This window comes from Sinobaca sp. H24 (assembly GCF_023845525.1).
The window spans coordinates 106,897-130,739 of sequence record NZ_JALBWT010000005.1 but is presented as its reverse complement, the minus strand read 5'-3'; the positions used below and the strand labels follow the sequence as shown (position 1 = coordinate 130,739).

At 45.3% G+C, this 23,843-nt stretch carries 29 protein-coding genes and 2 pseudogenes; 23 read left to right on the top strand and 8 right to left on the bottom strand.

Annotation, left to right across the window (positions count from 1 at the left end; translation table 11 throughout):
* Positions 1 to 58: 58 nt before the first annotated feature.
* Together MMY81_RS09420 and MMY81_RS33320 are read left to right on the top strand one after the other, a co-directional pair.
* A pseudogene (locus MMY81_RS09420) lies at positions 59 to 1,389 on the top strand (hemolysin family protein).
* A 129-nt stretch (positions 1,390 to 1,518) separates the two neighbouring features.
* The gene (locus tag MMY81_RS33320; protein ID WP_256497878.1) at positions 1,519 to 1,650 is read left to right on the top strand and encodes a hypothetical protein; all 132 of its coding nucleotides are present in this window, start codon (positions 1,519 to 1,521) and stop codon (positions 1,648 to 1,650) included.
* A gap of 80 nt (positions 1,651 to 1,730) precedes the next feature.
* On the opposite strand, the gene MMY81_RS09415 is transcribed toward MMY81_RS33320, so the two are convergent.
* On the bottom strand, positions 1,731 to 2,282 hold the full coding sequence (locus tag MMY81_RS09415; protein ID WP_252312634.1) for a shikimate kinase: 552 nt from the start codon (positions 2,280 to 2,282) through the stop codon (positions 1,731 to 1,733).
* A gap of 218 nt (positions 2,283 to 2,500) precedes the next feature.
* On the opposite strand from MMY81_RS09415, the pseudogene MMY81_RS09410 reads away from it, so the two are divergent.
* Positions 2,501 to 3,876: pseudogene (locus MMY81_RS09410) on the top strand (Glu/Leu/Phe/Val family dehydrogenase).
* Between the two features lie 78 nt (positions 3,877 to 3,954).
* Positions 3,955 to 4,305: a hypothetical protein gene (locus tag MMY81_RS09405; RefSeq protein WP_252312633.1), complete on the top strand. Its 351-nt coding sequence runs from the start codon at positions 3,955 to 3,957 to the stop codon at positions 4,303 to 4,305.
* Between the two features lie 87 nt (positions 4,306 to 4,392).
* Here the strand turns inward: MMY81_RS09405 and MMY81_RS09400 are convergent, their stop codons facing one another.
* Positions 4,393 to 4,662, bottom strand: a complete 270-nt coding sequence (locus tag MMY81_RS09400; protein ID WP_252312632.1) for a glutaredoxin family protein — start codon at positions 4,660 to 4,662, stop codon at positions 4,393 to 4,395.
* A 15-nt stretch (positions 4,663 to 4,677) separates the two neighbouring features.
* Complete coding sequence (locus tag MMY81_RS09395; protein WP_120191457.1) at positions 4,678 to 4,890, bottom strand: hypothetical protein; 213 nt, start codon at positions 4,888 to 4,890, stop codon at positions 4,678 to 4,680.
* A 229-nt stretch (positions 4,891 to 5,119) separates the two neighbouring features.
* On the opposite strand from MMY81_RS09395, the gene MMY81_RS09390 reads away from it, so the two are divergent.
* The 8 genes from MMY81_RS09390 (at position 5,120) to MMY81_RS09355 (ending at position 9,949) form a co-directional block, all read left to right on the top strand.
* The gene (locus MMY81_RS09390; protein WP_252312631.1) at positions 5,120 to 5,422 is read left to right on the top strand and encodes a hypothetical protein; all 303 of its coding nucleotides are present in this window, start codon (positions 5,120 to 5,122) and stop codon (positions 5,420 to 5,422) included.
* Between the two features lie 127 nt (positions 5,423 to 5,549).
* Positions 5,550 to 5,813, top strand: a complete 264-nt coding sequence (locus MMY81_RS09385) for a hypothetical protein (RefSeq protein WP_252312630.1) — start codon at positions 5,550 to 5,552, stop codon at positions 5,811 to 5,813.
* Positions 5,814 to 5,978: 165 nt separating this feature from the next.
* Positions 5,979 to 6,428 (top strand): universal stress protein, encoded by a 450-nt coding sequence (locus MMY81_RS09380; protein WP_252312629.1) that lies wholly within the window; start codon positions 5,979 to 5,981, stop codon positions 6,426 to 6,428.
* 185 nt (positions 6,429 to 6,613) lie between these two features.
* Complete coding sequence (locus MMY81_RS09375; RefSeq protein ID WP_252312628.1) at positions 6,614 to 7,036, top strand: universal stress protein; 423 nt, start codon at positions 6,614 to 6,616, stop codon at positions 7,034 to 7,036.
* A gap of 71 nt (positions 7,037 to 7,107) precedes the next feature.
* Positions 7,108 to 7,827 (top strand): Crp/Fnr family transcriptional regulator, encoded by a 720-nt coding sequence (locus tag MMY81_RS09370; RefSeq protein ID WP_252312627.1) that lies wholly within the window; start codon positions 7,108 to 7,110, stop codon positions 7,825 to 7,827.
* An 87-nt stretch (positions 7,828 to 7,914) separates the two neighbouring features.
* Complete coding sequence (locus tag MMY81_RS09365; RefSeq protein WP_252312626.1) at positions 7,915 to 8,097, top strand: hypothetical protein; 183 nt, start codon at positions 7,915 to 7,917, stop codon at positions 8,095 to 8,097.
* A 134-nt stretch (positions 8,098 to 8,231) separates the two neighbouring features.
* Entirely contained in the window at positions 8,232 to 9,203 is a 972-nt protein-coding gene (gene trhO / locus MMY81_RS09360; protein WP_252312625.1) for an oxygen-dependent tRNA uridine(34) hydroxylase TrhO, read from the top strand.
* 83 nt (positions 9,204 to 9,286) lie between these two features.
* Entirely contained in the window at positions 9,287 to 9,949 is a 663-nt protein-coding gene (locus tag MMY81_RS09355) for a hypothetical protein (RefSeq protein WP_252312624.1), read from the top strand.
* A gap of 33 nt (positions 9,950 to 9,982) precedes the next feature.
* On the opposite strand, the gene MMY81_RS09350 is transcribed toward MMY81_RS09355, so the two are convergent.
* Complete coding sequence (locus tag MMY81_RS09350) at positions 9,983 to 10,222, bottom strand: hypothetical protein (RefSeq protein ID WP_120191465.1); 240 nt, start codon at positions 10,220 to 10,222, stop codon at positions 9,983 to 9,985.
* Between the two features lie 96 nt (positions 10,223 to 10,318).
* Here MMY81_RS09350 and MMY81_RS09345 point away from each other — a divergent pair, with 96 nt between their 5' ends.
* The 4 genes from MMY81_RS09345 (at position 10,319) to argS (ending at position 14,180) form a co-directional block, all read left to right on the top strand.
* Positions 10,319 to 10,804, top strand: coding sequence for a GNAT family N-acetyltransferase (locus tag MMY81_RS09345; protein ID WP_252312623.1), 486 nt, complete (start codon positions 10,319 to 10,321; stop codon positions 10,802 to 10,804).
* 118 nt (positions 10,805 to 10,922) lie between these two features.
* Positions 10,923 to 11,906 (top strand): cyclodeaminase, encoded by a 984-nt coding sequence (locus tag MMY81_RS09340; protein WP_252312622.1) that lies wholly within the window; start codon positions 10,923 to 10,925, stop codon positions 11,904 to 11,906.
* Positions 11,907 to 12,067: 161 nt separating this feature from the next.
* A complete protein-coding gene (locus MMY81_RS09335; RefSeq protein ID WP_252312621.1) occupies positions 12,068 to 12,505 on the top strand; it encodes a YwiB family protein in 438 nt (145 codons plus the stop codon).
* Between the two features lie 4 nt (positions 12,506 to 12,509).
* Complete coding sequence (gene argS, locus MMY81_RS09330) at positions 12,510 to 14,180, top strand: arginine--tRNA ligase (RefSeq protein WP_252312620.1); 1,671 nt, start codon at positions 12,510 to 12,512, stop codon at positions 14,178 to 14,180.
* Between the two features lie 77 nt (positions 14,181 to 14,257).
* Here the strand turns inward: argS and MMY81_RS09325 are convergent, their stop codons facing one another.
* Entirely contained in the window at positions 14,258 to 14,599 is a 342-nt protein-coding gene (locus tag MMY81_RS09325) for a hypothetical protein (protein ID WP_252312619.1), read from the bottom strand.
* Positions 14,600 to 14,776: 177 nt separating this feature from the next.
* Between MMY81_RS09325 and chrA the strand changes: the two genes are divergently transcribed.
* Genes chrA through MMY81_RS33315 form a run of 3 tightly spaced genes read left to right on the top strand, consistent with a single transcriptional unit; the run spans position 14,777 to position 16,387 of the window.
* Positions 14,777 to 15,949 (top strand): chromate efflux transporter, encoded by a 1,173-nt coding sequence (gene chrA / locus MMY81_RS09320; RefSeq protein ID WP_252312618.1) that lies wholly within the window; start codon positions 14,777 to 14,779, stop codon positions 15,947 to 15,949.
* A gap of 15 nt (positions 15,950 to 15,964) precedes the next feature.
* Positions 15,965 to 16,225, top strand: a complete 261-nt coding sequence (locus MMY81_RS09315; RefSeq protein ID WP_252312617.1) for a hypothetical protein — start codon at positions 15,965 to 15,967, stop codon at positions 16,223 to 16,225.
* Between the two features lie 27 nt (positions 16,226 to 16,252).
* Positions 16,253 to 16,387 carry a protein-tyrosine phosphatase family protein gene (locus MMY81_RS33315; protein WP_256497877.1) on the top strand — a complete coding sequence of 45 codons (135 nt, stop codon included), beginning with the start codon at positions 16,253 to 16,255 and terminating at the stop codon, positions 16,385 to 16,387.
* Positions 16,388 to 16,423: 36 nt separating this feature from the next.
* On the opposite strand, the gene MMY81_RS09310 is transcribed toward MMY81_RS33315, so the two are convergent.
* The 3 genes from MMY81_RS09310 to MMY81_RS09300 all read right to left on the bottom strand — a co-directional run bounded on the left by MMY81_RS09310 (position 16,424) and on the right by MMY81_RS09300 (position 17,792).
* Entirely contained in the window at positions 16,424 to 16,591 is a 168-nt protein-coding gene (locus MMY81_RS09310; RefSeq protein WP_252312616.1) for a YvrJ family protein, read from the bottom strand.
* Positions 16,575 to 17,210, bottom strand: coding sequence for a sigma-70 family RNA polymerase sigma factor (locus MMY81_RS09305; protein ID WP_252312615.1), 636 nt, complete (start codon positions 17,208 to 17,210; stop codon positions 16,575 to 16,577). Before MMY81_RS09305 ends, MMY81_RS09310 begins: the two co-directional genes overlap by 17 nt.
* 75 nt (positions 17,211 to 17,285) lie before the next feature.
* Entirely contained in the window at positions 17,286 to 17,792 is a 507-nt protein-coding gene (locus MMY81_RS09300; protein ID WP_252312614.1) for a metallophosphoesterase family protein, read from the bottom strand.
* Between the two features lie 67 nt (positions 17,793 to 17,859).
* On the opposite strand from MMY81_RS09300, the gene MMY81_RS09295 reads away from it, so the two are divergent.
* The 4 genes from MMY81_RS09295 to MMY81_RS09280 all read left to right on the top strand — a co-directional run bounded on the left by MMY81_RS09295 (position 17,860) and on the right by MMY81_RS09280 (position 23,842).
* Complete coding sequence (locus MMY81_RS09295) at positions 17,860 to 19,323, top strand: xylulokinase (protein WP_252312613.1); 1,464 nt, start codon at positions 17,860 to 17,862, stop codon at positions 19,321 to 19,323.
* Positions 19,324 to 19,467: 144 nt separating this feature from the next.
* Positions 19,468 to 20,316, top strand: coding sequence for an AhlS family quorum-quenching N-acyl homoserine lactonase (gene ahlS, locus MMY81_RS09290; RefSeq protein ID WP_252312612.1), 849 nt, complete (start codon positions 19,468 to 19,470; stop codon positions 20,314 to 20,316).
* A 24-nt stretch (positions 20,317 to 20,340) separates the two neighbouring features.
* Positions 20,341 to 21,519, top strand: a complete 1,179-nt coding sequence (locus MMY81_RS09285) for an iron-containing alcohol dehydrogenase (protein WP_252312611.1) — start codon at positions 20,341 to 20,343, stop codon at positions 21,517 to 21,519.
* Positions 21,520 to 21,751: 232 nt separating this feature from the next.
* The gene (locus MMY81_RS09280) at positions 21,752 to 23,842 is read left to right on the top strand and encodes a (Fe-S)-binding protein (RefSeq protein ID WP_252312610.1); all 2,091 of its coding nucleotides are present in this window, start codon (positions 21,752 to 21,754) and stop codon (positions 23,840 to 23,842) included.
* The last annotated feature ends 1 nt before the right edge of the window (position 23,843 follow it).

Sequence of the window (23,843 nt, the reverse complement as noted above, 5' to 3'; positions counted from 1 at the left end):
AGCCTATAAAAAAATTTAAAAAGCAGGAGGTGAATCCCCGTGCAGAGCGGGGATTTAATTGACCATTCTTAATTTATTTTTTGTAGCAGCACTGATTGCATTGACGGCCTTTTTCGTAGCCACGGAATTTGCCATTGTCAAAGTACGTTCTTCCCAGCTCGATCAGCTGATTGCAGAAGGAAAGCCGAGAGCCCGGGCGGCTAAGCATGTAACCGACCGTCTTGATGAATACCTGTCTGCCTGCCAGCTGGGTATTACTATTACAGCTTTGGGACTGGGATGGCTGGGGGAGCCTACAGTGGAAAGGCTGCTGCATCCTTTTATAGAACCACTTGGCCTGCCGGGATCTATTACTACCATAGGCACCTTTCTGATAGCCTTTCTCGCCGTGACATTTCTGCACGTAGTAGTGGGAGAACTGGCGCCTAAAACGCTTGCTATACAAAAAGCGCAGCAGGTTACGCTGCTGACCGCTAAGCCCATCCGCCTGTTTTACCGGATAATGTTTCCTTTTATATGGTTTTTAAATGGTTCTGCACGCCAGCTGACCAAAATGGTTGGTTTAAAGCCGATGTCCGAAAATGAAGGGGCGCATTCCGAGGAAGAGTTAAAACTTATTCTCTCCGACAGTTATGAAAAAGGGGAAATCAATCAGTCCGAATTCAGCTATGTAAACCGGATTTTCGAGTTTGATAACCGCCTGGCAAAAGAAATAATGGTCCCCCGCACAGAAATGACCGCGCTCTTGTGACGGATACTTTAAAGGAAAGCGTAAATATAATGACGACAGAACGTTTTACAAGGTACCCGCTTTTAGAAGGCGATAAAGATCATATTATCGGAATGGTGCATGCCCGTGATATATTAAGCTACTTATACGTCGAGGAGAATCATATGCTGGAAAAAGAGCGGCCGCTGGAGGAGTTTGTCCGGCCGGTCATTCAAATGCTCGAAACCGTACCTATCTCGAAGCTTCTTCTCACTATGCAGAAAGAAAGAACTCATATGGCGATCCTTCTGGATGAATTTGGAGGAACAGCGGGGCTTGTGACCGCAGAAGACATTATTGAGGAAATCGTTGGGGAAATTCAGGATGAATTTGATATGGAAGAGCATGCCTTAGTCGAGAAGCTGGGAGAGGACCATTATAAAATAGACGGCAAAGTTCTTATTGAAGAAATCAACGAGCTGCTGGCTGTTGATATTATGGCAGAAGAAGTGGATACGATTGGGGGATGGGTGTTCTCTCAGAAATATGACGTAGCCGAACAGGACAGGCTTTTATTTCAGGAGTGGATTTTCCAGGTGAACGAAATGGATAACCATCAAATTAAAACCATTGAAATCAGAAAAGCAGATCCTTCTACCGAAGTTTCATCCGGCCTATAGATCCGCATCAAAAGAACAATAGCAAATAAATACAATGGCCAAATGTGAACTTTTTTTTACAATTTCAGTGAAAACTGCTTGATTTTTTCAAAGAAGAGAGTATGATAATCTCAATAAGGAGATGATCACATGATTGCAGCACATTTTCTGCAAAGCTTTCGCTTTGTTATGATGGGAGCAATGGGGCTTACAGCACTAAGTCTTGTCACGTTCCAGTGCGTTGAGCTGTATCACGCATTGATGACAATGTTCCACAAATAAGTCTGTATATAAAAAAAGCCGTTCTCTATCGCAGAGAACGGCTTTTTGGATACATAAAACCAATGGCACAGCCGTCGGTTTTATTCGTTCATCTTCCAGGAAACTTTCAGGGAGTCTGTAATATACTCTGCGATTTCTTCTTCTGTCAGATGATCGGTGGATACTTTCGAACTGTGCTCGGCGTATATCATTTTCCGTTTGTTAAACAGATCTTCGATTTCTTCCATACTGCGCCCCTGCAGTACGGGGCGGCTTTCCATAAGCATGTGAAGACGTTCATTTTTCCATACATCCCAGGTAATATCCAGATAGATTACGATACAGTCTGCCATGCAGGCTTCACGGACTTCTTTCTGCATAAAAGCACCACCGCCGACAGAAATAATCTTCAGCTTCTGACTGGCATAATGCTGAATCAGCTGCTTTTCTTTTTCGCGGAATTCTTTTTCGCCTATGGTTTTGAAAATTTCCGGAACCGGCATCTGGTATTCCTGTTCAATGGCTTCATCGATATCTATGAAAGACCGGTACAGCTTTTTTGCTACAAGCTTTCCTATTGTCGTTTTGCCAACGCCCATAAAACCAATAAAAACGATGCTTTTTTCTCTAAGTGAACATTCGTTTGTCTGCATAAAAAGCTCTCTTTCCTTTATAGAATGTCTTTGTTTTCTCTAAAATGAATTGTAACATATTCCTGATTTGCTGCGCTAAAGCCGCAGGTGATCCGCAAGAAAAAAAGAATAGAAAATCAAGCATAAGCAGGCCTATTGGAAATCCCGTGATTATTTCCCGTGAAAGTGTGGAATAGAAAATAGAACGCATACATATAAGAGAGGGGATGTCATTTATTATGGAAAAAACAGAAGCAATTATAGAAAATTCCCTGAACGCATTAATGGAGAATAAGAGTTTTCTTCCCGATTTACAACAGGAGGATAGAAAGAAAGCTTTCTCATCTCTTCTTTCTATTCTTTCTACTCCAAACCATATCCATAAATCATTTCTCCGGTGACGCTCCGTGATGATAAAGTAGTCCGGATTCCAGCGTTCCGGGTGCAGCACAACAATACAATGGGTGCTTATAAAGGGGGTATCCGGTTTCATGAAAGTGTAAGTGAAGAAGAGACGATTACGCTTGCTTCATTAATGTCTCTTAAGAATGCTCTGCATGATGTACCGTTCGGAGGCGCAAAAGGCGGTATTTCCATTAATCCACGGGATTATAATAAAAAAGAGCTGAATCTTATCTGCAAAAAATATGTACAGTATTTTGCTGACATTCTCGGCACGGATAAGGACGTGCCGGCCCCTGATGTGGGATCAAGCGAAAGGGAAATGGACTGGATGATGGCAGAGTTTAAAAATATTCATCCCGGCGAGTCCTACCGCGGAAGCTTTACTGGAAAAAGCGTCCTTAATGGAGGATCGCTGGGTCGTAAAGAAGCTACAGGAAAAGGAGTTTACTTTACGTTCCGCTACATCCTTCATGATTTCCTTAAAGAGCATAAAGGCGATTATCCTGACAGCACAAACCCGTTTTTAAAAACGGCTCTGCAGTATACGGAAAAACCTTTGAAAATTGCGGTGCAGGGATTTGGAAATGTTGGTTCCGTTACTGCTCTGGAAGCGTATCGCTGCCCTCATCTAAATAATAAAGTAGTGGCTGTCAGCGATAGAAATGTCACGCTCTATAACGAAAAAGGATTGGCAGTCCCTGAGCTTGCTGCCTTTACGAAAGAAAATGAAGGAGATCTTCCCCGGACTTCCGAAGAAATCAACGGATTGGGTATAGAAGCTGAAATCATGGGACGCGACGATATTGTTACGATGGATGTTGATGCTTTGTTTTTTGCGGCTCTTGGCAATGTGGTAGACGAGCACAATATGAAAGACATTAAAGCTGAACTGCTTATTGAAGGAGCAAATACGCCTATTACAGCAGAAGCAGATAAATACTTAAGCGATAAGGGTTCCGTAATTATTCCGGATATTCTGGCTAATGCGGGAGGCGTTATTGTTTCCTACCTGGAATGGCTGCAGGGAAGAGAAACAACGATGTACAGTGAAGAACAGGTGTTTAAGCAGTTGTTTGATAAGATGAAGCATACGATGGATACTATTCTTCCACAGTTTTTCGGAGATCCTTTTCCTCTCCGTCAAAACTGCTTTATTCATTCGGTAACCAAGCTGTCGACTATTCTTTATATCCGGGGAAAACTGTATTAATAGGAAAAGCAGATTTATTTTCTCTCTTTTTGATCGGGCGTATAATAGAAGTACACCACGAAAAGGGGGGAAAGACAAATGGATATATCTTTATACAAAGATGTCATTAAAGATGAACGAGGCAATTATTACAGAGCAATAGCCTACCGCAAGAAAAAATTAGTACTCGTGCACGCTTTTATAGATCTTTCCTTTGATACGGTTCTGGAATTTACCCAGAGTTTTCAGGAAAAGCACCGGGAGTATGAGCACCAGTTTCTGGGTAAAGAGCCGATGGACAGGCTGCGTCATGACTATATGTCTGCCCTCGAAAACCGGGATGGTATGCATTTGTACAGCCTGGAGGAAGTAGAAGAATACTATGAAATTGAGTTTATAGATGCTATTGAATTTTTCCGCCATACTCAGGCAGGAAGACCTGCCCTGTAAAATTCCCGGCGTGTATAAGTGCAGATATTGAAACAACAGGAGCCTAAAGAGGCTCCTGTTGTTTTCATGTGTCCTTATTCTATACGATTATCTTTTTTTAGCGTAGGCGCCGTTCAGACGGAGAATATTATCAATTTTTTTCGTATTGGGCCCTACTACACTAAGCGTTTTATCCTTAATGCTGATAACGGTATAGGGAACAAATTTCTGACCGGCTTCGCCGAATTCCTTATTTGCGGCCATGTCATTAACGATATCTTTTTCGGTATAGGCAATATTTTGATTTTCCAGCCACGTCTTAACTTTTAAACAGGATTCACAGTTTGGCTGTGTAAACACGTCAATAGAATAACTCAATGGGTTTCCTCCTTATTATTTCGAAGAGTTTGATTTATCTGCGTTGGCTTCCCTAATGCTTTTCCATTCTTTTACGATAAGAATACAGGGAATGACAGAAGCTAATAAAAAAGCAATAGTCCAGGCTGTGTCACCTGTCTGAAAATGGTTGTAGGCAAAAAACAGCCCAAATCCAATAAACAGGCCTAAATATAACATTTTTCCAATCTGTACGATAGAAATCTCCATGCAGACACCTTTTCTTTCCAGATATTATTGTTTAAGATTTTCCCTTTTTAGTCACTGTCATTATAGCAAAGAACCTGTATTAGAGCGAGATTCCTGTTTTTTTAAGCCGGCTGGGGCGTGTATAAGGGTTTCGAGGAGGCAGAAAAAGGATACATACACTAAAGAGATAATAAATAAGCTGAATGGTAATCGACGCACTATCATTTTGCCCAAAGATGGAGGAGATGTTATGAAAAATATTTCAAACTGTACCTGGAGCCTGGTTGCTGTTTTTGCTGCAGTGGCCGCTGTTGTTCTGGCAGCCAGCTGTAAGAACAATCAAAATGAGCTGCCGCAGCGCTCAGAAAAGGAAGAAATCAGCAATTCCCAGAAAATAGATAAAAGAGAAAGCGTAGATGCTGCAACCGATCCTTCAGAAGAAGGTCTTTCCCAGCTGGATTCTGCCCACAAATCAGAGTGGCAGGCCAACGGCTTTCCCCAGACACATAGAGGTCTTGAAGAGCTGGAAAAAGCGGAAAACAAAAACAAATAAACAACCTGCGGCCGCCCTTGAAAAAAGGGCGGCTTTTTAGTTAGGAAAATCATTTAATAAAAGAAGTGTCAGCGTTCTTCATTTTGGGAATACAAAAGTCATGAACGATAAAAGGAGAGATAAGTAAATGCAAAGAGTATACGTAACAAACGCATCGACTTCAGAAAAGGATCTTGCTTTTACTAAAGCTGTGCTTGAAAGCGGAGACGGCCACGGAACCACAGACCAGCTTCTGCACGTAGATGGTCTCCTTGATGCAGATGAACTGGAAGGAAAAGAATTTCAGCTGACGTTTAAGACAGATAAAAATGAAGAATTAACAAAAAAAGTAAAATATGATACGTCATTTCAGCCTAACTACGGTCAGACTACATTTATCGTTAAACCGTAACAAACAGAGGAGCTGCCACTTTCCGGCAGCTTCTTTTTTTACAGCGGATGACTTATAATTGTCAAATTTACTATGTTTTCCTGTGATCTATATCACACTGTTATGAAGAAAGACCCACTATACTAAAGGTAGATAGAACATTACCTTTGAAAGGGGAAATGAACGATGGAAAATTACAAAAAAATTCTGGCAGCGGTGGATGGATCGGAAGAGTCTAAAAATGCTTTCAAAAAAGCAATTGCGATGGCTCAAAAAGAAGAGGCGGAACTTGTTATCTGCCACGTTGTCGACACCAGCTCCTACAACAGAATTGAACACTACAGCTCTGCTTTTATTGCGGGTCTCGAAGACTATGCAAAAGAACTGCTCGAAGACTATGAAAAACAGGCAAATGATGCAGGAATCAAAAAAGTAACAGCAGTACTGGAGCACGGTTCCCCAAAAGTGAAAATTCCTAAAGAACTGGCCGGTAAATATGAAGTTGACCTGATTATTGCGGGTGCAACCGGTCTCGGGGCGGTTGAGAGATTTATTATTGGAAGCGTCTCCGAACAAATAGCGAGACGGGCAAAGTGCGATGTGCTGATTGTCCGGATGACAGAGCAGGAGTCTTAACAGAATTTTTCAATTTACAGCTTACAGAGAAAATTAATACTTGCCCAGCCTTAAAAGAAGAATGGTTCTAATAGGTAACAGATCGCTCTTATGAGAGAAAAACATGAGTAGTTTATCATTTAAATTACACTGCTATGCACAAGGAAAAGTAGATAGAACATTATCTCTGAAAGGAGAAATGAGCAATGAAAAACTACAAAAAAATCCTGACAGCGGTGGATGGATCAGAAGAGTCTAAAAATGCTTTTAAAAAAGCAGTTGCGATGGCTCAAAGAGAAGAAGCGGAACTTGTTATCTGCCACGTGGTGGATAGCAGCTCTGCCTTTGTCTCTGAGCTCGAAAAGTATGCAAAGGAACTGCTTAACGACTATAAAAAACAGGCAGATGACGCAGGAATAAAGAAAGTAACAGCAGTACTCGAGCGTGGTTCCCCAAAAGTGAAAATTCCTAAAGAACTGGCCGGTAAATATGAAGTTGACCTGATTATTGCAGGTGCAACCGGTCTCGGGACGGTTGAGAGATTTATTATAGGAAGCGTCTCCGAACAAATAGCAAGACGGGCAAAATGCGATGTGCTGATTGTCCGGATGACAGAGCAGGAGTCTTAACAGAATTTTTCCAATTCCGACGTACAAAAGAGCTTTGTTCCTGTTATGATAAAGGTAAATAGTAAGGGGGAATGATAACCATGACCTTTGCTTCTTCCGTTGAAAGCCGGGCCCGCTTGAAAAACAGCCAGGCCGTCCGGGACTTCTTATATGATGATCCATTCCGCCGGCTTCAGAGCCGGATGCAGCGGCCGGTGATTCATAAGTGCCGCGGCAGTTATCTTTTTTTCGAGGGAGATCGTGCTGACGATTTTTATTTTATTCGAAAAGGAAAGATCAAACTTCAGAAAACAACGTCTGATGGCCGGGAAATTATCTATGCCATCATCAATGAAGGAGACCTGATCGGTGAGTACTACGGCGAGACCGACGGTTCGTACAGTTATGGCGCGGTCGCTTTGGAAAAAGTAGAGGCTCTGGTTATTTCGGCCGCTTCTCTGGAAGATTTAATGCGGGAGTCCGGAGAGTTTGCTGTCGAATTCTCAAAATGGATCGGCAGAAAGCAGTATTTGTACCAAAAAAGGTGCCGGGATCTCCTTTTATTCGGCAAAAAAGAAGCACTTGCTTCCGTGCTGCTGGAACTGGATGCTTCTTTCGGGATCCCCTGCCCGGAAGGAAGAAGGCTGTCTGTCAGGCTGACCAATACGGAAATAGGGGCGTTGATCGGCCTGACCCGGGAAAGCGTAAACCGCTTTTTAAACAGCTGGAAGCAGGAAGACGTTATTGATTTCAAAGAAAATCATATTGTTATTAAGAATATTCGTAATCTTCAGGCTTTGGTTTCTAAATAAAAGCTTCCTTTCTAAAACCGGTGAGGTTGTCTGCACCGGTTTTTTGCTATACTAATAAGTATGAAAAAAGGAATAAAGGAGTAATTAATGAAGCTATTATTAATGAGAGCAGCGGGCCTGGCCCTATTTTTTATGGGGTTTCTGCCCATTGCCGGCATTACCGGCTATTATTTTTTAATACCGGTTCAACCTGTGGCTCTGGCGGCTACAATAATGGGAAGTGCCCTGCTTGTTCTTTCGACGGCTTTTCGTCCGGCCCGGGAAAATTAGGCGGTTGAAGGAAAAGAAAGAAGAGTTGTCAAAAATAGAGGAACTATATACAATAGTACAGTGTAAGAAAATCGTATGTGTACTAAGCCTTACGAGTTTATATCTTGCAAATATAAAACAATAGGTGATAAAAGATGGAAGAAAATCAGGAATACCGTGTATTATTGTACTATCATTACGTAAATGTTGAAGATCCGGAAACAAAAGCCGCTGCCCATTTAAATTACTGTAAGCATATTGGCTTAAAAGGCCGTATTTTTATTGCGCCGGAAGGTATTAACGGTACCGTTTCCGGAACCGTCGAACAGACAGAAAAATACATCCGGGCTATGCGGCATGATGAACATTTCGCAGAAACCATTTTTAAAATAGATGAAACAGAAGGTCATGTATTCAAAAAAATGCATGTCCGTCCCAAACGGGAGCTGGTTTCCCTGCGGCTCGAAGATGATATTGATCCGAAAGAACAGACAGGGGACTATTTAAGCCCAAAGGAATTCTATGAAGCGATGCAGCGCGAAGATACAGTTGTACTGGATGCCCGTAACGACTATGAATACGATATCGGCCACTTTGAAGGCGCGGTGCGTCCGGATATTCGTTCCTTCCGGGAACTGCCGGAATGGATAGAAGAGAATAAAGAACAGTTTGAAGGAAAGCAGATTCTAACGTATTGTACCGGCGGTATCCGTTGTGAGAAATTTTCCGGCTGGCTGAAAGAAGAAGGCTTCGAAAATGTCTCCCAGCTTCATGGAGGTATTGTCACGTACGGAAAAGATGAAGAAGTAAAAGGCGCCGGCTGGAACGGTAAATGCTATGTATTTGATGAACGCCTGAGTGTTCCCATTAACCAGGTGGAGCATGTTGTTGTAGGCCGCGATCACTTTGACGGCGAGCCCTGCGAACGCTACGTCAACTGTGGAAATCCCGAATGCAATAAGCAGATTCTCTGCTCGGAAGAAAACGAAGATAAGTATATGAGAGGCTGCACGCATGAATGCCGCGTCACCCCAAGAAACCGTTACATTATCGAGAACAAGCTGTCTAAAGCGGAAGTCGATGAAAGACTTGAAGCGATAAGCAGGGAAAAGATCCAGCACGCTTAGGCTTATAATCTTATAGCATGAAGCCGAGTCCGCCCGGCCTCATGCTTTCTTTATATCATTAAAACTACATAGGAGTGAAATAAATGAATAAGGCGTCTAACCAGCAGGTCAAGCTGAAGCAGATGGATGAGCAAATTAAGCAGTCGGGCAGGCCGGTTCCGGAAACTGTGCTGGAAACGGTAAGAAAGGTTTTTAATATGGACCTCAAAGAAATCTCTGATAGAGGAGAAGGCCGGCTGGAGGAGCGTTACAGTGACGAGGTAATGGAAGCAGTTGGAAAGCGCCGGCAGCCGATTACTGATGCAGAGATTATGAACCTTACAAAGTGGGAGGTGCTCAAAGACTGCCTGGAGCAGGAAACGGTACCTGATGGAGACAGCATACGGGAGTGGATAGATGCGGTATTTGGCATTAATCTTAAAGGCGTCGCATCATTGGAAGAAGCCAGAATTTCCGTTTATTCCAAGGGGATATGGGTGTCCCGCCAGCCGGAGGATTTAATTGTTATTGATTCAGGCAGAGGGGATATTGATGTGCATGTGTACCCTTCTGAAACTTATAAAAAAGCAGAAGGAACAACAGAGCTTCCTGCTTCCCTGCAGGAGGCACTGCTCTCCCTGGGGTATACTCATATGAAAGAAACTGATTCGTTTTATTACAAAAATGAACATAACGAAAGTGTGCCCCCGTCTTTCAAAGGCCGGACGATGGCTGTTATTTCGGAAGCCACCGCTTCTTTGGCATAATAAAAGCCTCTGCACATGGCAGAGGCGGAGATGTTATGCTTTTTCTACGATATAAGCCTTTTTCTCAATGTATTCTTTGCCGCCGATTTCTTTAGAGTGATCGAAGTATCCCTGTACTTCATGTATCACCTTAAATTGACGGTTGGGATCACTGAATAAATAATTCTCATTTGTAGCGATCAGCGTAACGTGCGTATTTTCTACAAAGCTGTCCAGCTCTTTGGCTGTATAATTAGCTCCGATTTTTAGTGATTGTCCTGCCTGGCTTCCCATGAAAAAATCCTCCTTATAATATCTTATATTGTTACGCATTACCCTTTCTCAAAAAAAATATGCAGATTTACCGGAATTTCTAAAAGGAGGAACACGATGAATATAAGAAAAATGACCGAATCAGATATACCGAAGGTACAGGAAACGGCAGAATCATCCTGGCGCGAAGCCTATGAAGGGCTGATCGAAAAAGATGCGCAGGACCGCTTTCTCGAATATGCATATTCCAGCCAGATGCTGAAGATGAGACTTAAGAGGTCAGCGTTTTTTGTGGCGGAAGAAGATGATGTAGTTTCCGGATTTATTAATGTTACCTACCCAAACGGAGACCGGGAAAGCGTTCTGGCCGCTCTGTATGTGCGCCCTGAATATCAGCGCATGGGTACCGGAGAAGCTTTATTTAAAGCGTGTTTTGACGTGCTCGAAGAGGCGGACGTCCTTACCTTAAACGTGGAAGCTGAAAACGAAAAAGGAACGGCTTTTTACAAAAAGCATGGGTTTGTGGAAGTAGAAAGAATGGAAGAGACGATAGGAGAAGACACGTTTCAGTCCATTCTTATGAAAAAATCCTTTCTTTCGTAAATAATGACCAGCAGAGCCTGCCGGAAGAAATGAAATGTGAATTCAGGCAGTTTCCTGCATAACCCGCTTTTTCTTCGGGAAAGAGAAAGCAAACGGATAAATGGAAGGAGCGGTCTTTATGTATATATTTTCTGAAGGAGAGATCCGCAGCTGTATCAAGCTTGATAAAAACACGCTTAGCGTAATTGAAGAGGGATTTGAAAAACTCGATAACGGAGAAGTAACGATGCCGCCTGTGCTGCGGGTGGATATTCCTGAAAATAACGGAGAAGTAGACGTAAAAACAGCATATGTAAAAGGATGGAGCCAATTTGCTTTAAAAGCTTCCTCCGGCTTTTTCAATAATCCTGGGAAAGGGCTTCCCAGCCTGAGCGGGATGATGCTGTTATTCAGCACAGAAACGGGCATCCTGGACGCTTTTCTTCAGGATAATGGCTATTTAACAGATATTCGTACAGCATTAGCCGGTGCTGCCGCTTCTAAATATCTGGCTCAAGAAGGACCGGTTCGTGCCGGAATCATCGGTACAGGAGCCCAGGCCCGTTTTCAGCTCCGCGCCCTGGCTCTCGTCCGGGATATCGAGGAAGTGCGCGTTTATGGGCGCCAAGAAGAGCGGGTACAGGCCTACATTGGAGAAATGGAAGAGGAATTAAAGGTGCCGGTAAAAGCTGCTTCTATTGAAGAGGCCGTGCAGCAGAGCAATGTAGTTATTACGACGACTCCTTCCAAAACGCCGCTTATAAAAAAAGAATGGCTTCATCCGGGACTTCATATTACGGCGATGGGGTCAGACGCAGAAGAAAAAAATGAAATAGCGCCGGAAGCCCTGGCCGCAGCAGACATAAAGGTTTGCGATTCCAAAGCACAGGTCTTTCGCCTTGGCGAGTTCCATCATGCAGAATCAGCCGGCCTGCTGGCGCCTGGTGACCCTTCCATTGTAGAACTTGGCACGATTATCAATGAAAAAACACCGGGCCGTACTTCTTCCGATCAAATAACCATCTGTGATTTGACAGGCACAGGGGTTCAGGATACGGCTATTGCTGTGCAGGCCTTTAAAAAGCTCCGGACGGAAAATAAGGGCACTGTATTTGGAGAGTAGAACCACGCAGGATGCGATGTCAGCCGATGTCGCATCTTTTTACGCATTCACCCGGAAAAGCAGGGACCGTTTTTTGATTGTGCTTGCAACGCCAGTAGTGACACGCTACACTTTATCATATTGGACAATAAGACAGAACAGCAGAAGAGGGGAGGAGAGCAATGGAACCCAGCGCCAAAACACCAGTGAACGTAGAAATGGTCACAAAAATTACCCAGGATGGGGAAAAGGATGAAATCCGCCTTTCCGCCAAAGGCAGTCTCGTTCACAAAAACGAGTGGATATACGTATTATTTACGGAAAAGCTGGAGGAGATGGGCGAAGTCAACACTACGCTTAAAATAGGGGATTCAGAAATGCTGATTCTCCGCTCCGGATCTGTTTCGATGCGCCAGTTATATATCTACGGGCAGATGACAGAAGGCACATACGAAATGCCTTTTGGGAAAATGGCCACAGAAGTACAGACCCATCACCTTGCGGCTTTATGGGAGGATAACGGCCGTTCGGGCAGGATACAATTCGGCTATGACCTCAAGCTGCAGGGAGAAGAAGCAGGCAGGTACGACATAACAATTGCGATAGAGGAGGAAAAATAAGTACATGAACATTGCAGAACAGATGAAAAACACACTAAAAACAGAAATTATAAAAGCCGTTGAAAAAGCCGGCCTGGCTTCCGGGGAAGAGATCCCTGAGGTAGTGCTGGAAACGCCGAAGGATAAGGCACACGGGGACTTCGCCACTAATATGGCGATGAAGCTGGCAAAGATCGCCAAAAAACCTCCGCGCCAAATCGCAGAAGATCTGGCAGCTGAGATAGATAAAGATGCCGCTTCCATCAAAACGATAGACATTGCAGGACCAGGATTTATTAACTTTTTCCTCGATAACAGCTACTTAAAAGACATTATTCCGGCTGTGCTTCAGGAAAGAGAAGAATACGGCTGGACCAACCATGGAAATGGCAAAAAGGTGCAGGTGGAGTTTGTCTCTGCCAATCCGACAGGGGATCTTCATCTCGGTCATGCGCGTGGAGCGGCTGTTGGTGACTCGATCTGCAATATTCTGGCCAAAGCAGGATATGATGTGTCCAGAGAATATTATATTAACGATGCCGGGAACCAGATCAACAACCTCGCTTATTCGATTGAAGCCCGCTACCTGGAAGCGCTGGGAATGGAAAGCAGCATGCCGGAAGGCGGCTATCAGGGAGCGGATGTAAAAGGTTTCGGGGAAGACCTTGCAAAAGAACACGGCGATAAATACATCAGCATTGATGAAGCCGAAAGGCTCGCCTTTTTCAAAGAGTACGGCCTGAAGCGCGAAATGGAAAAACTGAAAGAGGCTCTTCAGGAGTTCCGGGTGGAATTTGACGTATGGTTTTCCGAGACCTCTCTTTATGAAAGCGGGAAGGTACAAGCGGCTCTTGAGTTCCTTAAAGAGAAAGGCGAAACCTATGAAGAAGGCGGAGCTGTATGGTTCCGTTCGACGGAATATGGGGACGATAAGGACCGGGTTCTTGTGAAAAATGATGGCAGCTTTACCTATCTTCTGCCGGATATTTCTTATCATAATAATAAGTTTGAACGCGGATTTGAACAGCTGATCAACGTATGGGGCGCCGATCATCACGGCTATATACCTAGAATGCGTGCGGCCGTCCAGGCGCTCGGATATGACAAAGATCAGCTTGCTGTAGAGATTATTCAAATGGTGAACCTTTATGAAAACGGCGAACGGATTAAAATGAGCAAAAGAACAGGAAAAGCCGTAACGCTTAAGGATTTAATGGAAGAGGTAGGAATAGATGCAACACGTTATTTCTTTGCGATGAGAAGCCCGGACACTCATCTTGATTTTGATTTAAGCCTGGCTAAATCAGAATCCAATGAAAATCCCGTGTATTATTCTCAATATGCCCATGCCAGAATTTCAAGCATTCTTCGTTCCGCCGAGCAGAAAGGTATTCCATATAATCCCGAAGCAGAGATTGAAGAAATCGGCACCGAAAAAGAGATGGAGCTTCTAAAGAAAATCGGGGAGTTTCCAGAGACGGTGGTGTTTGCGGCGGAAAAGCGTGCGCCGCACCGGATTACCAACTACCTGCATGAACTGGCCTCAGCCTTCCACAGCTTCTATAATGCAAACCGCGTCGTGGATCCGGAAAACGTACCGCTTTCCCAGGCGCGCATGAAGCTGGCGGCTTCCGCACAGTATGCACTGAAAAACGGGATGACGCTGATTGGCGTACATGCTCCTGAAGAAATGTAAAACAAAACAGCTGTCCTTTTTCTTTTCGGACAGCCTTAAGATTCCAGTTATCTCTTCGTGATAACTGGAATCTTTTTTTATTGCTGGCGGAATCGTTTGAGCAGGGGCAGTTTCCAGAAAAAAGAGCGGGCCGGTTTTTCCTCAGGTTCCTGCTGTTCCTGGTATGTTTCAAAAAATAAATCTTTAACAGGGGTCGACGGTGGTACAGGCGGATCAAGTGACACGATATCCCCTTCTGTCATATGAATCAGTTCCGTATGGCATTCGGGCAGCTCTTTTACGAGATCGGACTGGAAAGCAAGTGCCCGCTGCAAAGTGGGAAATGATGCCTCCAGCATACCGTTTTCTTCTTCTGCTGACGAAGACTGCTCTACTGTTGTTTCAATCAAAATTACCTTATAGTGAGAGGCCATAGCCATTCCTGCCTTCCTTGTAAATAAAAAGCCGTTTTTTATACAATACCCGTAAAAGCAGGGCGGTAAGCCGATCGTCCTTTTTCGAATTTTATTTAGATTTTATTACAATAAGCGCAGGTCATACAGATAGGTTTTTATTTATGATACATTGAAAAAAGTAAAAAAACAGGGGGAGATGAGATGAGAGAAAGAGAAACGAGCCTGCTGTCTATTTTTATGATTTCGCTTCGACTCGGCTTGACTTCATTTGGAGGGCCGATTGCCCACCTGGCTTTTTTCAGGCAGGAATACGTGGAGCGGAGACGCTGGCTTAAAGAAAAAGAATATGCCGATCTCGTTGCGCTGGCACAGTTCATTCCCGGGCCGGCAAGCAGTCAGGTCGGAATGGGAATAGGGCTCCTCCGGGGCGGCCTGCTAGGGGCATTTATCTCTTTTCTCGGGTTTACACTGCCTTCTGTAGTGGTGCTTATGGTGTTTGCCCTTGCTCTGCAGAGCTACGGCCTGGCAGATGCCGGCTGGATTCAAGGGTTAAAAGTAGTCGCAGTAGCTATTGTAGCGCAGGCGCTGATTGGAATGGGGAGAAATCTGGCGCCGGATCGGAATCGGGCAACGATCGCTGTACTGACGATTATTGTGCTGCTAGTCTGGCAGACAGTATTCAGCCAGGTTGTTTTAATTGCAGCAGCAGGTGCTGCCGGGTACATATTATATAAAGGAAAAGCTAATGAAAGCACAACTCCGATGCCGGTTCCCTTATCGAAAAAAACCGGCGCCGGCTTTCTGGCCGGATTTGCCGGTCTGCTGGTGATACTGCCGCTTCTGCGCCCGTTGGTGAACACATGGTGGTTTGACATGTGGGACAGCTTCTACCGGGCTGGAGCACTTGTGTTTGGAGGCGGCCACGTCGTGCTCCCACTCTTGGAAAGAGAAGTCGTTCCAGCCGGGCTCGTGACGGCTGATGAATTTCTGGCAGGGTATGGAATGGCTCAGGCGGTACCGGGTCCGCTGTTTACCTTTGCTTCTTATTTAGGCACCGCAGCATCCGGTATTCCCGGCGGCATACTGGCAACAGCGGCTATTTTTCTTCCTGCTTTTCTGCTGATTGCCGGAGTGCTTCCTTTTTGGAATACAGCGAGGCAGAATCGCTCCATGCAGGGAGCCCTGTACGGGATTAATGCATGTGTAGTAGGCATTTTAGCGGCAGCCTTTTATGATCCTATTTTTACGAGTGCCGTCCAGAGCTCCATAGAAGCGGCCCTGGCCGTGCTGTTGTTTGGACTTCTGGTTTTCTGGAAAGCGAAACCATGGGTCGTCGTACTCGCAGGGGCACTGCTCGGCCAATTATTATTATAGAAAAGAGGGAAATGAATGACGGCAGGCCATGTTTTTGAAAAATTATTTTTGTGTGGCGAAACAGAGGCAGAAGAGGCGGCTCAGCAGATGCATCCAGACTACGTGATTGATCTGCGGGCGGAAGCGGAACAACCGCTGCAGGGAGCGGTTTCTAAAGAAGGAACGGTTTCCTTTGCGCTTGTAAACGGAGGGCCGACACCTCTTGATGAAATGCAGAGGGCCATTGCTTTTACAGCAGAAGCAGTAAAAAATAATAAAAGCGCGGTTCTTCACTGAAAAGGCGGAAAAAGCCGCACAGGTAGTGTGGCCGCAGGCGTATTACTGGAACTGGGCATTGCAGAAAAAGTAGAAGAAGCAGAAGCACTTGTAAGGCAGGCCAGGTCGGAAGCGGTTCTGGACAGACATGCAAGAGAAGCGCTGGAGAAGCTATATAAGTAATAAAAGGGGACAGGCTCTTCAGCCGGTCCCCTTTTGTTATCGGTTGGACATGAATTTAATCATTTCCGCCAGGTCGCCCAGGATTTTTTCGAGCCGCTCAATTCTTTTTTCAAACCGCATCAGCAGGTAAACAGAAATCATAATGGGAAAACCGAAGTTGGCCACCAGATGAATGAACATCGGAATATCATACAGGGCGCTCATACGAATTCCTTTCCAGGCAGCTTTTAAGCTTCGTTAACGCCTGACGGTTGATTTTGGAGACACCCTGCTGGGTAATATGAAGACATGCGGCGGCTTCTTTTGTCGTTAATCCTTTATCGTACAAAAGCTGAAGCACTTCAATCTGTCTGGGGGTCAGGAACGAAAGTCCTTCATACAGCTCCTTGTTTTCTATTTTTTTCTCAAGATGCACTTCTCTCTCGGCTACCTGCGCTTCCAAAGACAGATCTTCTTTGACAGCAGTATGGGAAAGAAAGCTTTCTTCATAATCGTTCCCACCGTCATGATAAACATGTTTATCTGTATATCTTCGCTGTTTTTTATCAAATTGAACGGCTTCCCAGCGAATCGTTTTACTGACATACTGAAGCAGACGAATACTGCTCAGAAAAGAGTGAAAGGCGCGGTCAAGCGCTTCTTTAGCTTCAGATGAAGAGTGACAGGCATACTCGGCCAGCAGCTGCCGGTGGGGATTTTCCTGCAGAAACGATTGAATAAGCGGGTGATCCAGCACGGCATGCTGATTTTTCAAATAGGTTTCCATGGCAGGGCAGGGACAATGTTCATTTACGGTGAGGTCTTTCATAAACTGGCAGGTCATGTTGTTCCCCTCCTTACTCTATAAAGGGGGAAAATAGAAAAAATAACAACCTAAATAAGAACGTTTGTTCGTTTTTTATGATTTATCTTGATAAAATACGTGTTCTGCTCTTATTTCCTGCTTTTCAACATATAAAAGGCCAAAGGAATAATACGGCAGTTTTCTTTTGTCCGTAACAGAACCGGGATTAAACAAAAGAGTTTTATTTACATAGCGGAGCAGAGGCAGGTGGGAGTGGCCGAACAGAATACAGTCAGGAGCTGTTTCCATGTCAGAAAATGCAGCCACGGCCCGCTTTTCTGTTGTTAGACGCTCCCCGTGTCCATGAACAAGACCGAAAGTGAGGCCGTCGGCAGTAAAAATTTCCCGTTCCGGGAGGCGGGCCCGCTCTTTTTCCCCGTCAGTATTGCCGACGACGGCTTTTACTGGTGCAAAATGTTCAAGTTCCTGCAGAAAAGCAATTTCCTGAATATCTCCTGTATGAACGATAAGGTCACAGTTTTCTATTTCCTGTATCAACCTGGAAGGAAAGCGGGCGCCTTTTTTAGGCATATGGGTGTCCCCGAGAACTACAATTTTCACAGAAGCGGCTCCTCTCATTATTGAATATAGAAGATGAATAAAAAGTGTAGCAGGAAAGGACAAAAAGATGAACTATACAGCGGCATTTGATCTTGGTACCACCTCGATTAAAGGGATTCTAATAAATAAAAACGGAAGTATTAAATATACCGAAGAAAGAGACATTCATACGTACTATCCGGAAAAGGGACATGTGGAGCAGGATCCGGAAGAGTGGTGGGAGCATTTCTGTTCTATTCTTAAAGAGTGGCAGAAAAGCGGCGTGGCCGCCGCTGACATTCTGGCTTTATCATTCAGCGGACAGATGCAGGACTGCATTCCCATAGATGTGCAGGGCCGGCCGCTGCGCCGGGCAGTACTATACAGTGATGCAAGGGCGGACAGTGAGGCGGATGAACTCTCCGGTCTTTTTTCCACAGCGGAAAGCAATCCGTTCAACGGCACGATGCTTCCGCCTAAGCTCCTGTGGCTGAAGCGGCATGAACCGGAGCTGTTTGAAAAAACAGCCTGCTTTCTAGTTGGAGCAAAGGATTATATTATTTACAAGCTTACTGGAAATGCCTGCACGGACCCTACCACAGCGTCCACTACGGGAATGTTTCATTTGAAGAAGCAAAGCTGGATGAAAAAAGAATTAACTACCTGCGGCCTGCCGGAAGATAAACTTCCGCTCCTTCATGCAGCACATGACACGGCAGGCAGTGTTCATAAAGAAGCTGCCCGGGAATGCGGGCTTTTATCCGGTCTCCCCGTATTGTGTGGAAGCGGAGATGCAGGAGCTACTACAATTGGAGCAGGGGCGGCGGCAGCCGGACAGGCCTATGTATATATGGGAACGACTGGATGGATTGCCAGCGTCAGTCCGGAACTGGACCACCACCGCGAAGGAATCTTTCAGCTGCTGCACCCGTCAAAGCAGGCTTATATCGTCATTGCCCCTTTGCTTAATGCCGGAAGCGTGCTGGAATGGGCAGCAGAAACCTGGTACGGAGAGGAAGCATACCCTTATCAAAAGATGAGCGAAGAAGCAGCTCTCGTGAACGGACCTTTTCCGGATCTGCTGTTTCTGCCGTATCTGCAGGGTGAGCGGTTTCCGGTGCAGGATATGGAAGCATCTGGAGTATTTACCGGCATAAAAAAAGAAACCGGTCGAAAGGAGCTCGTGCGTGCCGTGTATGAAGGCCTCGCCTTTCATGTGCTTCAGTCCCTGGAACAGTTTTCAGACGGAAAGAATAAAGAAAAAGCTGTTCCGCTGATCGGAGGAGGCGCCCGCAATGAAGAATGGTGCAGCGTGCTGGCGGATGTGACAAATAAAAGCTGGACCATCCCCGCAGACATGGATCTGCTTCCGTGCCTGGGGGCGGCAGCACCGGCTTTTGTTTATCTAGGCTGGTCGCCTGATTATGATGCTTATACAGCAAACGTTCTGGCCCGGCATGAAAAACGAAGATACAATGCCGGCGATTCAAAAAAATACGAAGCGCTTTATACCAAATATAAAATGCTGTATCCTTTATCAGTTCACATGTGAGGTGCCTGGAGGCTTTCTGCATGCCCTGATTTGAGCGTCTCCGTTTAGTTTGGAGGTGATTTTTTCGGGGTATCTGTCTTTTAACGATGTTTCTAACTTATTCATTTTTTGTAAGCGCTTAACAAATAATGAGGAGGAAAGAAAATGGCTAATATTAATCACCCGAAGCCGAAACTGTACGTCATGGACAACGGCCGCATGAAGATGGACAAAAATTTTATGATCGCTATGCACAACCCGGCAACCGTAGACAATCCGAATGCACCGGCTGAGTTTGTAGAGTTCCCGATTTATACGGTGCTGATCGATCATCCTGACGGGAAAATTTTATTTGATACTGCCTGCAATCCAAATTCGATGGGGCCGGAAGGCAGATGGATAGAAGCCACCCAGAAAACTTTTCCATGGGAGGCGGGGGAAGAATGCTACCTGCATAACCGGCTTGAACAGTTGAACGTCAGGCCCGAAGATATTAAATATGTAGTAGCGTCCCACCTTCATCTCGATCATGCCGGATGCCTGGAAATGTTTACAAATGCCGAGGTGATTGTGCATGAAGATGAATTAAATGGAGCCCTTCAGAGTTATGCCAGGCATAAGCAGGCGGGCGCGTATATCTGGGCAGATATAGATGCGTGGATCAAAAACGGCCTGCAGTGGAAAACGATCCGTAAAAATGAAGATTTTCTCAAGCTGGCAGATGGGGTCACGTTGTTAAATTTCGGGAGCGGCCATGCATGGGGAATGCTTGGACTTCATATAAACATGCCCGAGCAGGGCGGTATTATTCTGGCTTCAGATGCAATTTATACAGCGGAAAGCTATGGGCCTCCGATTAAGCCGCCGGGCATCATTTATGATTCAGTTGGATTCGTCCGAACCGTGGAGAAAATAAAAAAGCTGGCAGATGAAACAGGGTCCCAGATCTGGTACGGCCATGATTCCGCGCAGTTTAAACAGTTCCGCAAGTCGACAGAAGGGTATTATGAATAATTACCAAAAAGGAGAAGTGAGAGCATGACGGATGCAAAGCTTGTCTTTACCCCGCTTTCCTATACAGGCTGGGGATCTCTTTCCCATCTGGTGGAAGAAGTGGAAAAGCACAGCCCGGCACGGATATTAGTCGTAACCGATCCAGTGCTTCAGGATATTGGAATAGTAGAAAAAGTAATTTCTCCTCTGAAAAATCAAAAGTATGAAACAGACGTATATACAAAAGTAGTGCCGGAACCACCTATTGCGGCAGGGGAAAGCCTGGTCGAATATATTAGAAAAGGCGGTTATGAATTAGTTATCGGTCTTGGCGGGGGAAGCGCTCTTGATATGGCTAAAGCTGCGGCCGTGCTTGCCACCCATGAAGGAACGGCAGAGAGCTATTTGAATTTAAGCGGGAACCGTGAAATCAGCAGCAAGGGACTTCCTAAGATTTTAATTCCAACGACCGCCGGAACCGGATCAGAAGTAACCAATATCGCGGTATTCAGCCTGGAGAGTACAAAAGATGTTATCACTCATGACTATCTGCTGGCGGACGCGGCCATTGTAGATCCGGAAATTACGATGAGCGTACCTGCGAAAGTAACGGCCGCTACCGGGGTGGATGCATTGACCCATGCGATGGAGGCGTATATTTCGAAGTTTGCAAGTCCTGCAACGGATGCCCTGGCCCTGCATGCGATCAAGCTGATCGGGCGTTCCCTTGTGGCAGCAGTAAAGGATGGGAATGATAAAGAAGCCCGTTCGGATATGAGCCACGGCAGCTATATTGCGGGACTCGCTTTTTTCAATGCAGGGGTGGCGGGCGTTCATGCGCTCGCTTATCCACTGGGCGGACAGTTTCATATTGCCCACGGGGAATCGAACGCTGTCCTGCTTCCCTACGTAATGAGCTATATCCGTAGAAGCAGCGAAAGGCGCATGAAAGAAATGTATGAAGCTCTTGGTTTTGATGGAAGGGAGTTAACAGAGGAAGAAGGATCAAAAAAATTGATTGAAACTCTGGAAAATCTTGTAGAAGAGGTGGGTATTCCCAAAACGCTGCAGGGCTTTAATGTACCTGAATCTGCACTGGATTCGCTCACCGACGACGGGGTGAAACAAAAAAGAATCCTGGCACGAAGCCCCCTCACGCTTGAAAGAGAGGATATCCGGAAAATTTATGAATCGGCGTTTACCGGCAGCCCAATAGAAGCATAATAGCTTTTTTAAATAAAAAACCAGCCTGCCTGTGCAGACTGGTTTTCTGTGTGAAAATAAGCGATTCAGGTGTTTGAAAAGCAGCATCACATAAAAAAGATAAAATATTTTTATGACTGAATGTTCATTCATTATGTTTTTTGTTATACTGTAGTTAATAAATAATAAAAGAGCGCTGACTGGTTCTTTATATAAAATGAAGAATCACATTTTGAAAGGAGCGATACATCTTATGGAAACATTCATCATCGTTAACTGGATTGCCTTTATTCTTGTAACCGCTTACGCATTGTTCCTGTTCGGCCAGCTTGTGTATACGCGCTATACGTATATAAAGCTCGGAAAAAAAGCGGAATTTGACCGCAGCACGAAAGAACGCTGGAACGATATCGTCGTCAATGTATTCGGCCAGAAAAAATTATTAAAAGACAAAAAAAGCGGTATTATTCATATTATGTTTTTTTACGGATTTCTACTCGTTCAGTTCAGCGCGATTGATATTATCTGGAAAGGACTGGCCGTAGGTTCGCACCTGCCGCTCGGGCCTTTGTATCCAATATTTACGCTGTTCCAGGAAGCTGTTGTCGTTATGATACTTATCGCCGTGGTATGGGCGTTCCACCGCCGCTATGTGGAGAAAATCGTACGCTTGAAAAGAAACTGGAAGGCAGGGCTTGTGCTTATTTTTATCGGCGGGCTGATGGTCTCAAAAATGCTTGCCAAAGGCATGGAATTTATTTGGCTCGATAAATCGTTAACCGGCTTTGAGCCGATTGCATCTGCGATCGCTTTTGCGGCCTCACCTTTAAGCGCCGGAGCGGCCGGCCTGCTATTCTACGTATTCTGGTGGGCTCACCTGTTGTTTCTTCTTACATTCCTTGTCTACGTTCCCCAGTCCAAACACGCTCATTTAATTGCGGGTCCTGCCAATGTATGGCTTGGTCGGACAGAGCCGGTAGGGAAATTAGCATCCATTGATTTTGAAGACGAGACGAAAGAAGAATTCGGCGTAGGGAAAATTGAAGACTTTAATCAAAAGCAGCTCCTTGACCTATATGCCTGTGTGGAGTGCGGGCGCTGCACGAATATGTGTCCGGCAACGGGAACAGGAAAAATGCTTTCCCCGATGGATCTGCTTCTTAAAATGCGCGACCATTTAACGGAAAAAGGGGCTGCTGTTACTTCCAGGTCACCGTGGATGCCGGCCTATGCATTCAGCGGCACAAAAGGAAACCAGCTGGCCGCTCAGAGCCCGGAAGAAGCGATGGATGCCTATCATCCAAGCCTGATCGGCGACGTGATTACAGAAGATGAGATCTGGGCCTGTACGACCTGCCGGAATTGCGAAGACCAGTGTCCGGTGATGAATGAACACGTTGATAAAATTATCGATCTCCGCCGTTATCTTGTGTTAACGGAAGGCAAAATGGACCCGGATGCCCAGCGCGCTATGACGAACATTGAGCGGCAGGGAAATCCTTGGGGAATCAACCGCAAAGAAAGAGAAAACTGGCGGGAGACACGGGAGGATATTGAAGTGCCGACCGTAAAAGAAATGAATAAAAAGGGAGAAACATTCGAGTACTTGTTCTTTGTAGGGTCGATGGGATCTTATGACAAGAGAAGTCAGAAGATTGCTCAGTCCTTTGCGAAGCTGTTAAACGAAGCAGGCGTCAGCTTTGCTATTCTCGGAAACAAAGAAAAAAATTCAGGGGACACCCCGCGCCGGATTGGAAATGAATTTTTATTCCAGGAGCTTGCGGCTGCCAATATCAGCGAATTTCAGAAAAATGATATAAAGAAAATCGTAACGATTGATCCGCACGCGTACAACATGTTCAAAAATGAATATCCGGAATTTGGTCTTGAGGACGTAGAGGTGTTTCACCACACTGAACTTCTGGCCGAGCTGGTAAAAGAAGGCAGGCTGAAACCTTCACATGAAGTTAATGAAACCATCACCTATCACGATTCCTGCTATCTCGGACGATACAACGAAGTGTATGATCCACCAAGAGATATTCTTGAAGCCATTCCGGGCCTTACGGTAACGGAAATGGAACGGAATCGGCAGGATGGCATGTGCTGCGGAGCAGGCGGCGGCATGATGTGGATGGAAGAAGACAAAGGAGAGCGGGTCAACGTGGCCAGAACGGAACAGGCGATGGACGTCAATCCTTCCATGATCGGAAGCGCCTGCCCATACTGTCTGACGATGCTTTCCGACGGAACAAAAGCCAAGGAAGTAGAAGAGGATATCCAAACGATGGATATTGCAGAAATATTGGAACTGTCAGTAGTAGGAAAAAAACAGGCGGTATAGG

What these genes read in the sequence shown, in the direction of transcription:
- MMY81_RS33320 (WP_256497878.1), top strand. Translation starts at nt 1,519, where the DNA reads ATGATTGCAGCACATTTTCTGCAAAGCTTTCGCTTTGTTATGATGGGA.
- MMY81_RS09415 (WP_252312634.1), bottom strand. Translation starts at nt 2,282, where the DNA reads ATGCAGACAAACGAATGTTCACTTAGAGAAAAAAGCATCGTTTTTATT.
- MMY81_RS09405 (WP_252312633.1), top strand. Translation starts at nt 3,955, where the DNA reads ATGGATATATCTTTATACAAAGATGTCATTAAAGATGAACGAGGCAAT.
- MMY81_RS09395 (WP_120191457.1), bottom strand. Translation starts at nt 4,890, where the DNA reads ATGGAGATTTCTATCGTACAGATTGGAAAAATGTTATATTTAGGCCTG.
- MMY81_RS09390 (WP_252312631.1), top strand. Translation starts at nt 5,120, where the DNA reads ATGAAAAATATTTCAAACTGTACCTGGAGCCTGGTTGCTGTTTTTGCT.
- MMY81_RS09385 (WP_252312630.1), top strand. Translation starts at nt 5,550, where the DNA reads ATGCAAAGAGTATACGTAACAAACGCATCGACTTCAGAAAAGGATCTT.
- MMY81_RS09380 (WP_252312629.1), top strand. Translation starts at nt 5,979, where the DNA reads ATGGAAAATTACAAAAAAATTCTGGCAGCGGTGGATGGATCGGAAGAG.
- MMY81_RS09375 (WP_252312628.1), top strand. Translation starts at nt 6,614, where the DNA reads ATGAAAAACTACAAAAAAATCCTGACAGCGGTGGATGGATCAGAAGAG.
- MMY81_RS09370 (WP_252312627.1), top strand. Translation starts at nt 7,108, where the DNA reads ATGATAACCATGACCTTTGCTTCTTCCGTTGAAAGCCGGGCCCGCTTG.
- MMY81_RS09365 (WP_252312626.1), top strand. Translation starts at nt 7,915, where the DNA reads ATGAAGCTATTATTAATGAGAGCAGCGGGCCTGGCCCTATTTTTTATG.
- trhO (WP_252312625.1), top strand. Translation starts at nt 8,232, where the DNA reads ATGGAAGAAAATCAGGAATACCGTGTATTATTGTACTATCATTACGTA.
- MMY81_RS09355 (WP_252312624.1), top strand. Translation starts at nt 9,287, where the DNA reads ATGAATAAGGCGTCTAACCAGCAGGTCAAGCTGAAGCAGATGGATGAG.
- MMY81_RS09350 (WP_120191465.1), bottom strand. Translation starts at nt 10,222, where the DNA reads ATGGGAAGCCAGGCAGGACAATCACTAAAAATCGGAGCTAATTATACA.
- MMY81_RS09345 (WP_252312623.1), top strand. Translation starts at nt 10,319, where the DNA reads ATGAATATAAGAAAAATGACCGAATCAGATATACCGAAGGTACAGGAA.
- MMY81_RS09340 (WP_252312622.1), top strand. Translation starts at nt 10,923, where the DNA reads ATGTATATATTTTCTGAAGGAGAGATCCGCAGCTGTATCAAGCTTGAT.
- MMY81_RS09335 (WP_252312621.1), top strand. Translation starts at nt 12,068, where the DNA reads ATGGAACCCAGCGCCAAAACACCAGTGAACGTAGAAATGGTCACAAAA.
- argS (WP_252312620.1), top strand. Translation starts at nt 12,510, where the DNA reads ATGAACATTGCAGAACAGATGAAAAACACACTAAAAACAGAAATTATA.
- MMY81_RS09325 (WP_252312619.1), bottom strand. Translation starts at nt 14,599, where the DNA reads ATGGCTATGGCCTCTCACTATAAGGTAATTTTGATTGAAACAACAGTA.
- chrA (WP_252312618.1), top strand. Translation starts at nt 14,777, where the DNA reads ATGAGAGAAAGAGAAACGAGCCTGCTGTCTATTTTTATGATTTCGCTT.
- MMY81_RS09315 (WP_252312617.1), top strand. Translation starts at nt 15,965, where the DNA reads ATGACGGCAGGCCATGTTTTTGAAAAATTATTTTTGTGTGGCGAAACA.
- MMY81_RS09310 (WP_252312616.1), bottom strand. Translation starts at nt 16,591, where the DNA reads ATGAGCGCCCTGTATGATATTCCGATGTTCATTCATCTGGTGGCCAAC.
- MMY81_RS09305 (WP_252312615.1), bottom strand. Translation starts at nt 17,210, where the DNA reads ATGACCTGCCAGTTTATGAAAGACCTCACCGTAAATGAACATTGTCCC.
- MMY81_RS09295 (WP_252312613.1), top strand. Translation starts at nt 17,860, where the DNA reads ATGAACTATACAGCGGCATTTGATCTTGGTACCACCTCGATTAAAGGG.
- ahlS (WP_252312612.1), top strand. Translation starts at nt 19,468, where the DNA reads ATGGCTAATATTAATCACCCGAAGCCGAAACTGTACGTCATGGACAAC.
- MMY81_RS09285 (WP_252312611.1), top strand. Translation starts at nt 20,341, where the DNA reads ATGACGGATGCAAAGCTTGTCTTTACCCCGCTTTCCTATACAGGCTGG.
- MMY81_RS09280 (WP_252312610.1), top strand. Translation starts at nt 21,752, where the DNA reads ATGGAAACATTCATCATCGTTAACTGGATTGCCTTTATTCTTGTAACC.